Raw genomic sequence first — 10,183 nt, forward strand, 5'->3', positions numbered from 1 at the left:
GGGGTGAAATTCTTCTCCATCACGGGATCGGAGTTCGTGGAGATGTTCGTGGGCGTCGGAGCCGCGCGCGTGCGCGACCTCTTCGAGCAGGCCCGCGCCCAGGCCCCGGCGATCATCTTCATCGACGAACTCGACGCGCTCGGCCGCGCCCGCGGGGCGGGCCTGGACCTGCCCGGCGGCGGCAATGACGAGAAGGAGCAGACGCTGAACCAGCTGCTGGCGGAGATGGACGGCTTCGATCCCAGCGCCGGCGCCATCGTGCTGGCCGCCACCAACCGGCCCGAGATCCTCGACCCGGCCCTCCTGCGGGCGGGGCGTTTCGATCGCCAGGTGCTGGTGGATCGGCCCGACCGCAAGGGGCGGGCGGATATCCTTGCGGTGCATCTGAAGAAGATCAACGTCGCAGCCGACCTGGACCGGGAGACCATCGCGGCCCTAACGCCCGGGTTCACCGGCGCCGACCTCGCCAATCTCGTGAACGAGGCCGCGATGGTGGCCACCCGCCGCGGCGGAGAGGCCACCGCGCTGGAGGACTTCAACCAGGCCATCGAACGGATCGTGGCCGGCGCCGAGAAGAAGAGCCGCATCCTCAGTCCCAAGGAGCGCGGTCGCGTCGCGCACCACGAGATGGGCCACGCGATCGTGGCGATGTCACTGCCGGACGTGGACCCCGTGCATAAGGTCTCCATCATCCCGCGCGGGATCGGCGCCCTCGGCTACACGATCCAGCGGCCCACGGAGGACCGGTTCCTCATGAGCCGTTCCGACCTGATGAACAGGATGGCGGTCCTCCTCGGCGGCCGGGCGGCGGAGAGCCTCGTCTTCTCGGAGGTGTCGACCGGCGCCGCCGACGACCTCGCCCGCGCCACGGACATCGCCCGTGACATGGTCGCCCGCTTCGGCATGACGACCGAGCTCGGACCCGTCGCCTACGACCCGGAGCCGGCGGCTTTCCTGGGGGGCGGCCGCCCGGCGTGGCGGCCCCGGTCCTATGCCGAGGGGACCGCCGAAGCCATCGACGACGCCGTCAAGGCGCTGGTGACGGAAGCCTTCGACTTGGCCGTGGCCGTCCTGGAGCGCAACCGACCGATCCTCGCCAGCGCCGCCGAGGAGCTTCTCGCGAAGGAGACGCTCTCCAGGACCGACGTCGAACGGATCAGCCGCGCCGTCAGCCTCGATCCGCTTCCCGCGCCGGCCGTGCGCGCCGCCCCGCGGCCGAAGCTGCAGAGCGCGGTCTGAAGCGTTCTGCGGGCCGGAGGGCCCACAAAAGGGGAGCAGGGATGTCGCAGGTCGTGGCGGAGCCGGACGGCCCCAGGACCGTCGCGGCGCCGACGCCCTGGCATGCGATCGACGCGGCGAGCGCGGTCGCCCGGCTCGGGAGCGCAGAGAGCGGCCTCAGCGGACGGGAGGCGCGCGCCCGACTGGAGGTCCAGGGGCCCAACAGCCTACCCGAGGCCCGGGGGCCCGGCCTGCTCGTCCGCTTCCTCGGGCAATTCCGGAGCGTCCTGATCTATGTGCTGTTCGCCGCGGCGGCGGGCGCGGCCGGCCTCGGACGCGTCAAGGACGCGCTCGTGATCCTGGCGGTGGTGTTCATCAACGCCCTCATCGGCCTGGTCCAGGAGGGCCGCGCCGAGCGCGCGCTGGTCGGGGTGCGACGGATGCTGGCCCCCACCGCCTCGGTGTTGCGCGACGGCGTCCGCGTGACCCTGCCCGCCGATGAGCTCGTGCCCGGTGACGTGGTCCTGCTCGAGGCCGGGGACCGGGCGCCCGCCGACCTTCGCCTCCTCCGGGCCGCCAGCCTGCGGATCGAGGAGGCCGCCCTGACCGGGGAAGCCCTTCCGGTTGAGAAGGCGGCCGCCGCGGTCGAGGCGGCGGCCGCGCTCGGCGACCGGACCTGCATGGTCTACTGCGGGTCTCTCGTGGCGGCGGGATCGGGGCGCGGCCTGGTGGTGGCGACCGGCCCGGCCACCGAACTGGGGCGCATCAGCAGCCTGGCCGCCGGCGTGAAGCGCGCGCCGACCCCACTCGTGCGCCAGATGGACCGGTTCGCGCGACAGCTCAGCCTCGCCGTGGGCGTGCTGTCGGTGGCGGCCTTCGCCGCCGCCTATTGGGGCCGCGGCCAGACCGCTGTCGACGCCTTCATGATCGTCGTTGGCCTGGCCGTGGCGGCGATCCCCGAGGGCCTGCCAGCCGTGATGACCATCGCCCTCGCCCTCGGGGTCGGGCGCATGGCCGCCCGGCGAGCGGTGATCCGGAACATGCCGGCCGTGGAGACCCTCGGCTCGGTCTCGGTGATCTGCTCCGACAAGACCGGGACCCTGACGCGCAACGAGATGATGGTCACCTCGGCGGCCACGCCGGAGCGGACGTTCGGCATCGGCGGGGGCGGCTATGCGCCGGTGGGCGAAATCAGCCAGAGGTCCGGCGTTCCGAGCGACCCCGAACGCGCCGACCTCGTGGCGCTCGCGACCGCCGCGCTCCTCTGCAACGACGCCCGCATCGCGCCCGTCGGCGCGGCGTGGGCGGCGCACGGCGACCCGATGGAAGCGGCGCTTCTGGCCTTCGCCGGCAAGGTCCGTCCGGACTGGGCGCAGCTGCGCGCTGCGAGCGTACGGCGCGACGAGATCCCCTTCGACGCGCAGCACCGCTACATGGCCAGCCTGGACGCGCTTCCGGACGGACAGGTTCAGCTCTTCGTCAAGGGCGCGCCGGAACGGATCCTGGCCATGTGCGGGGCGGACACGGCCGGCGCGGCCGGACGCTGGGACGCGGAGGTGCATGCGCTCGCCGCGGAGGGCCGGCGGGTCCTGGCCCTGGCCGCCAGGTCCATGCCGCACGATCAGTGGCGAATCGAGCCCGGCCACCTCGACGGCGGGCTCGCGCTCCTGGGCCTGGTGGGCCTTGAGGATCCGCCCCGCGAAGCGGCCTTCGCCGCGGTGGCGGCCTGCCGCGAGGCCGGCATTGTCGTGAAGATGATCACGGGGGACCACGCAGCGACCGCCGCCGCCATCGCCCGCCAGCTGAAGCTGGCCGATGACCCGCAGGTCGTCACGGGACGCGACCTGGCGCAGATGGACGAGGACGAACTGGTGGCGACCGCGGAGCGCGCCACGGTGTTCGCCCGCACCAGCCCGGAGGACAAGCTGCGGCTGGTGCGGGCCCTGCAGGCGCGCGGCCATATCGTGGCCATGACGGGCGATGGGGTGAACGACGCGCCCGCCCTGCGCCAGGCCGACGTGGGCGTCGCCATGGGGCGCAAGGGGACCGAGGCCGCCAAGGCGGCCGCCCAGATGGTCCTGGTGGACGACGATTTCGCCTCCATCGTGGCGGCGGTGCGGGAAGGCCGCATCGTCTACGCCAACCTGAAGAAGATGATCGCCATGGCCCTGCCCACCAACGGCGGGGAGACGGCCGCCCTGCTGGTGGCGCTGCTGTTCGGCTTCGCCCTGCCGCTCACCCCGGTGCAACTGCTCTGGGTGAACATGGTGACCGGCGTGGCCCTGGAACTCACCCTGGCCTTCGAGCGGGGCGAAGCCGGGATCATGCAGCACCCGCCTCGCCCCCCTCGGGAGCCGCTCCTCGACGGGCGCCTCGCCTGGCAGGTTCTGTTCGTCACCCTCCTGTTCGTGGCCGGGACGACAGGCGCCTTCTTCTGGGCCATGGACCAGGGGTTGGGACTGGAGCGGGCGCGGACCCTGGTAGTCAATGTCCTGGTGATCCTGCAGGTCGCCTATCTGCTCTCCGTCCGCGGCGCCGACGGCGCCGGCCGGCCATGGGAGGGCCTGCTCGCAGCGCGGGCCGTGATGGCGGGCGCGGCCGTCGTCCTGGCGGCGCAGGCGGCGTTCACCTACCTGCCGGCCTTCAACGTCGCGTTCGAGACACGGCCGCTGGGCTGGCGGGAGGCCGGGGCGGTCGCCGCCATCGGCCTTGCCGGGCTCGGCCTGGCGGAGGCCGAGAAGGGCCTCGCGCGACGCCTGAGGCGTTCCAGGGCCCGCGGTTCGTCCCCGGGCCGGCGCGCGCGTTAGGCTCCGCCGGATCCCGCCGCCCGCTGTGTAATCCCTGTACGGCGCCTGCGTCTGGACGACTATGAACACCGGCCACGGACGACGCATGCGCGTCGGCGCTTCGCCGCGCCGGCGGGGGAGGAGAGGCCGCGGGCGCCCCGCACGGGGGGGAGCCCTCTGGCCATGCTGACCCGCCTCCGCCGCGCGCTCGACCGCAGGTCCGGAGCCCTATGGTGCGATCCGGCGCCCATCCGCGCGGAGCTGTTCAGCGTCGAGCGGCTCGAGGCGCACGCCCGAAGCCTCGCGCTCGCACAACCGGTCGCCGAGCGGCCGCGGGCCGGCCGCAGCCTGGCGGGGCGCCTCCGCGACAACCAGGATCGGCTGGTCGAGGCCTATGGGGTGCTGCAGCGATCCGGGGCCGACGGCGGCGCCGTCACACCGGCGGCGCAGTGGCTCCTCGACAACTTCCACCTGGTGGAGGAGCAGATCCGGGAAATCCGCCGCGACCTCCCCCCCGCCTACTACCGGCAGCTGCCCAAGCTGATCTCCGGCCCGTTTGCGGGCTACCCCCGGGTCCTCGGCCTGGTGTGGGCGTTCGTGGCCCACACCGACAGCCGCTTCGACGTGGAGATGCTGCAGCGCTACGTGAACGCCTACCAGGCCGTGCACCCGCTCGCGATCGGCGAGCTCTGGGCGGTGGCGATCACCCTTCGCGTCATCCTTGTGGAAAATCTCCGCCGCCTGGCCGACCGCATCCTGGACAGCCGCCAGGCGCGCCGCGACGCGGACGCGGCGGCGGATCGCCTGCTCGGCGCCTACGGCCGGGACGCCGAACCCGTCGACCGGGTGCTGGAGCCCTGGGCGGATCGGCGGCTGCCGGAGGCCTTCGCCGTGCAACTGCTGCACCGCCTGCGCGATCAGGACTCCAGCCTTGCCCCGGCCCTCACCTGGCTGGACGACCGGTTGGCGGCGCAAGGCGCGTCGGGCGACGCCGTGGTGCGTGGCGAGCACGAACGGCAGGTCGCGGCCTCCGGAACGGTCCGCAACATCATCACCAGCTTGCGTCGCATCTCCGAGGTCGACTGGCTCGAACTCGTGGAGCGGATGAGCCTGGTCGATGCGGCCCTGAGCCGGTCCGGGGACTTCGCGGAGATGGATTTTCCCACGCGCAACCTCTACCGGACTGCGATCGAGGATCTCGCGCGTGGCAGCGGCAAGAGCGAGATCGAGGTCACCCGGACCGCGCTTGCCGCCGCCCGCGCCTGCCACGGGGACACCAAGGGCGGACATGTCGGCTGCCATCTGATCGGGTCCGGGCGGCGGCCGTTCGAGGCGGCGCTCGGCTTCCGCCCGCCGCTTCGGGCCCTCTTGGGGCACGCCTTCCAGCGACTTGGCGTCGCCGGCTATGCAGCCGTCATCCTGCTTGCGGCGGCGGCGATCCTGGCGCCGCCGCTTCTCTTCCTGCAGTCGGCGGGGCTGCACGGCGCGTGGCTCGCCGGCCTGGCGGCGCTCGCCCTGTTCCCGGCCCTCGAACTCGCCGTGGCCGTCGTCAACGCGGTCGTCACCCACAGCGTACGGGCGACCTTCCTGCCCGCCCTGGAGCTGGCCAGCGGCGTCCCGTCGGAGCATCGCACGCTCCTCGTGGTGCCCATGATGCTCACCAGTCCTGAGGCCGTCCGGGAGCAGGTCGAGGGGTTGGAGATCCACCACCTGGCCAGCGTCGAGGGCGACGTTCACTTTGCGCTGCTGTCGGACTGGACGGACGCGGACCAGGAGACCCTGCCGGGGGACGCCGAACTGCTCGCCCTAGCCGCCGATGGGGTGGCGGCCCTGAACGGCCGCTACGGAGTGGCTCCGGGCGGCGACCGCTTCCTCCTGCTCCACCGTCGCCGCGTCTGGAACGAAAGCGAGCAGCGCTGGATCGGCTGGGAGCGCAAGCGCGGAAAGCTGCATGAGCTGAACCGGCTGCTGCGGGGCTCGTCCGACACCACATTCGTGGCGCCGTCCGGCCGGAAGCTCACGGTCCCGCAGGGCGTGCGCTACGTCATCACCCTGGACGCCGACACCCGGCTTCCGCACGATACGGTGCGCCGGCTGATCGGCAAGATGGCCCATCCCCTGAATCGGCCGCGCGTCGATCCCGCCGCGCGGCGGGTGGTCGAAGGCTACGGGATCCTTCAACCGCGGATCACGCCTGCGCTGCCGGTCCGGAACCGCGGCTCGCGCTTTCTGCGGCTGTTCTCGGCCTCCAGCGGCATCGATCCCTATGCCGCCGCGGTGAGCGACGTCTACCAGGACCTGTTCGGGGAGGGCTCCTACGCCGGCAAGGGCATCTATGACGTGGACGCCTTCGAGGCGGCGCTCGCGGGCCGGGTCCCGGAATGCACCCTGCTGAGCCACGACCTGTTCGAGGGCGTGTACGCGCGCGCCGGCCTGGTGTCCGACGTGGAAGTGGTTGAGGACGCACCCACCCGGTACGATGTCGCGGCGCTGCGTCATCACCGCTGGGCGCGCGGCGACTGGCAGCTGCTCCCCTGGATCCTCGGCGTCCCCGCCGGCCGCTGCCCTGCGCCCGCGTCGGTTCCGCTGATCGGGCGGCTGAAGATGCTCGACAACCTCCGGCGGACCCTCACCGCGCCCGCCGCGACCGCGGCGCTCCTGGCCGGCTGGGCCTTGCTGGGCGGGCACGCCGCGGCCTGGACCCTGTTTATCCTGGGCGCCTTCGTCGCCCCGGCGCTGATGCCGCTGATCGACGACCTCGCCCCGCGGCGGCCCGGCATCCGCGCCCGGGACCGCCTGAAGGCCATGGCGTCCGACCTGCGGCTGGCGCTCGCCCGCGCCCTGCTGCTCGTCGTGGTGCTGCCGCACCAGGCTTGGCTCATGTCCGACGCGATCGTGCGAACCCTCTGGCGGCTGTTCGTCAGTCGCCGCCGGCTCCTGCAGTGGACCCCGGCGGCGCAGCTCGCGAACGGCCTGCGGCTCGACGTCGCCGCGTTCTACCGCCGGATGGGGGGCGCTGTGGCGATCGCGCTCGCCGGCCTAGGGACCGCCGGGCTCTGGGCTCAGGAGGGCTGGCCGCTGGCGGCCGGCGTCTCGCTCGGCTGGCTGCTCGCTCCCCTGGTCGCCCTGCGCATCAGCCGGATCGAACCGCTTGCGGAGGCGGGCGAACTGACCGAGGCTGATGCCCGTGCGTTGCGGCTGATCGCACGGCGGACCTGGCGGTACTTCGAAACCTACGTGACCGCTGCGGACAATCACCTGCCCCCGGACAATTTCCAGGAGGATCCGCCCGCCGTCGCGCACCGCACCTCGCCCACCAACATCGGCCTCTATCTGCTCTCCACGGCCTGCGCCCGCGACCTTGGCTGGATCGGCGAGGGTGAGGCCTTGGAGCGCATCGAGGCCACGCTCGGAACCCTGGCGCGGATGGACCGGCATCGCGGGCACTTCCTCAACTGGTACGACACCGGCGACCTGCGCCCGCTCGATCCGCAGTATGTGTCCACCGTCGACAGCGGCAACCTCGCCGGATGCCTGCTCTCGCTGGCGAGCGGCTGCCGCGAATGGCGCGACCGGCCGCTGTCCCTGGCCGCACGGTGGACCGGCTTGGCCGACGCCGTGGACCTGGCGCGGGAGGAGGTGGCGCCGTTGTGTGCGCCGGAGGCAGACGAGCACGAAACCTGGCTTTCCCTGGATCGCGCCTTGGAAGCCCTCGTCCAGTCGATGCGCGGCGGCGAGGAGGCCGACGCCCGCGCCGCCCTTGACGACGTCCTGTCGCGATGGGCCGGGCTTGCGGCGCCGCTGCAGGCCCTGCTCGCCGAGCGGGAGGCGGCGGCGGAGCTGGCCTACTGGCTGGGCGCCGCCGAGGCCACCCTCCGCAGCCACCGCCGAGATCTCGACACGCCAGACCGCGATCGGCGCCTCGCGGACGCCGAGGCGGCCGCGCGGCGGATCGCCTTGGAGATGGAGTATGGCTTCCTGCTCGATCCGGACCGCAAGCTGCTATCCATCGGCTACCGGATCGCCGAGGGCGCGCAGGACGCCAACTGCTACGATTTGCTGGCGTCGGAGGCGCGCCTGGCGAGCTTCCTCGCCATCGCCAAGGGTGATGTGCCCGCCCGCCACTGGTTCCGCCTCGGCCATGCGGTCACGCCCGTCGCCGACGGCGCGGCCCTGATCTCCTGGTCCGGCTCGATGTTCGAGTACCTGATGCCGGCGCTGGTGATGCGCTCCCCGACCGGAAGCCTTCTGGAGCGGTCGCTCCGCACGGTGGTTCGCCGCCAGATCGAGTACGGGCGCAGCCAGGGCCGGCCGTGGGGCGTGTCGGAATCCGCCTTCAACGCCCGCGATCTGGAACTCACCTATCAGTACTCCAACTTCGGAATACCCGGGCTGGGCCTGAAGCGCGGCCTCGGCGAGGACGCGGTGGTGGCGCCCTACGCTACGGCGCTGGCCGCCATGATCGAGCCCGAAGCCGCGGTGGCGAACTTCGCGCACCTGGCTGCGGCCGGCGCGCAGGGTCGCCACGGGTTCTACGAGGCGCTGGACTACACGCCCAGCCGGGTGCCCGCCGGGCGAGGCGCGGCTGTGGTCCGGGCTTTCATGGCCCACCATCAAGGCATGACCGTCACGGCCCTGGCCAATGCGCTGCTCGGCGGCCGCCTGCGCGAGCGTTTCCACGCCGACCCGCTGGTGCAGGCGGCGGAACTGCTGCTGCACGAGCGCATGCCACGGGACGTGCGGCCGGCGACCGCGACGGTGGAAGGCGCGGTCGAGGGCCCGACCGAGGTCGCCGAGCCGACGCTGGGTCGCCGCTTCGGCACGCCTCACGGGATCGGCCCCGCCACGCACCTCTTGTCGAACGGCCGCTACAGCGTGCTGCTCACGGCCGCCGGCGCAGGCTACAGCCGCTGGGGCGACCAGGCGGTGACCCGCTGGCGGGAGGACGGCGCCCGCGACGACTGGGGCGCGTTCGTGTACCTGCGGGATTCGCACAGCGGCCAGGTCTGGTCGGCAGGTTATCAGCCCACCGCCACGGAGCCGTCGGACTACGGCGTCACCTTCTTCGAGGATCGCGCGGAGTACTGGCGCCGTGATGGCGCGCTGCTGACCGAGCTCACGGTCCTCGTCTCGGCGGAGGATGACGCCGAGCTCCGGCGGGTCACCCTGACCAACAACGGCGATGTGGCGCGCGAGATCGAGGTGACCTCCTACTGCGAGCTGGCGCTCGCTCCGGACGCCGCCGATGCGGCTCACCCGGCCTTCTCCAAGCTCTTCGTGCAGACGGAGCACCTTCCGACGGTCGGCGGAGCCCTGCTCGCCACCCGCAGGCGCCGCGGGCCTGATGAGGCCGCTGTCTGGGCCGCGCACCTGGCGATCTGCGAAGGCGACGCGCTCGGCAAGCCCGAGTTCGAGACGGACCGCGCGCGCTTCCTCGGCCGCGGCCGCGACGCCCGCGCGCCCCTGGCGATCGTCGAGGGTCGCCCGCTGGGCGGCCAGACCGGCGCCGTGCTCGATCCGATCTTTGCGCTTCGGCGACGCCTGCGGATCCCGCCCGGCGGGACGGCCCGCGTGTCCTTCTGGACCTTCGCGGCGGGCGCGCGCGACGCTATCCTCGACGTGCTCGACCAGCATCTCGACACGGCCGCGTGTGAGCGGGCCGCGACCCTGGCGTGGACCCGCGCCCAGGTGCAACTCCGCCACCTCGGCGTCACCCATCGCGACGCCGAGCACTTCCAGCGGCTCGCAGGCCACCTGATCTACGCCGCGCCTCTGCTTCGACCCCCGTCGGACGTGATCGCCGCCGGCGCGGGCGCCCAGCCGGACCTTTGGCCGCTCGGGATTTCAGGTGACCTGCCCCTGATCCTGCTGCGGATCGACGATCTCGAACATTTGGCCGCCGCCCGGGATCTGCTGCATGCTGCGGAATACTGGCGGATGAAGCGCCTCGCCGTGGACGTGGTGATCCTCAACGAGCGCGCCGCTTCCTACGTCCAGGACCTCCAGGCGGCGCTGGAGGGGCTGGTGCGCGCCACCCAGTCGCGGCGAGCGCCGGACGAGGACCCGGTGGGCGGCAGCGTCTTCGTGCTGCGGGGGGACCTGGTCGCCCTTCAGACCCAGGCCCGGCTGGTCTCCGCCGCGCGCGTCGTGCTGTCAGCGCAGCGCGGGCGGCTGCGGGA

3 protein-coding genes are annotated in these 10,183 nt (G+C 72.8%); all 3 read left to right on the forward strand.

Annotation, left to right across the window (positions count from 1 at the left end; genetic code table 11):
- A partial coding sequence (locus AX721_RS04320; RefSeq protein ID WP_156467006.1) for an ATP-dependent metallopeptidase FtsH/Yme1/Tma family protein occupies nucleotides 1–1,239 on the forward strand: 1,239 nt, incomplete at its 5' end.
- Nucleotides 1,240–1,280: 41 nt separating this feature from the next.
- The gene (locus tag AX721_RS04325; protein WP_068874801.1) at nucleotides 1,281–4,025 is read left to right on the forward strand and encodes an HAD-IC family P-type ATPase; all 2,745 of its coding nucleotides are present in this window, start codon (nucleotides 1,281–1,283) and stop codon (nucleotides 4,023–4,025) included.
- Between the two features lie 162 nt (nucleotides 4,026–4,187).
- Nucleotides 4,188–10,183: glucoamylase family protein (locus tag AX721_RS04330; protein ID WP_068874802.1), on the forward strand; the 5,996-nt coding region annotated here is incomplete at its 3' end.

Source organism: Phenylobacterium sp. CCH9-H3, from assembly GCF_001557235.1.
Lineage (GTDB): Bacteria > Pseudomonadota > Alphaproteobacteria > Caulobacterales > Caulobacteraceae > Phenylobacterium.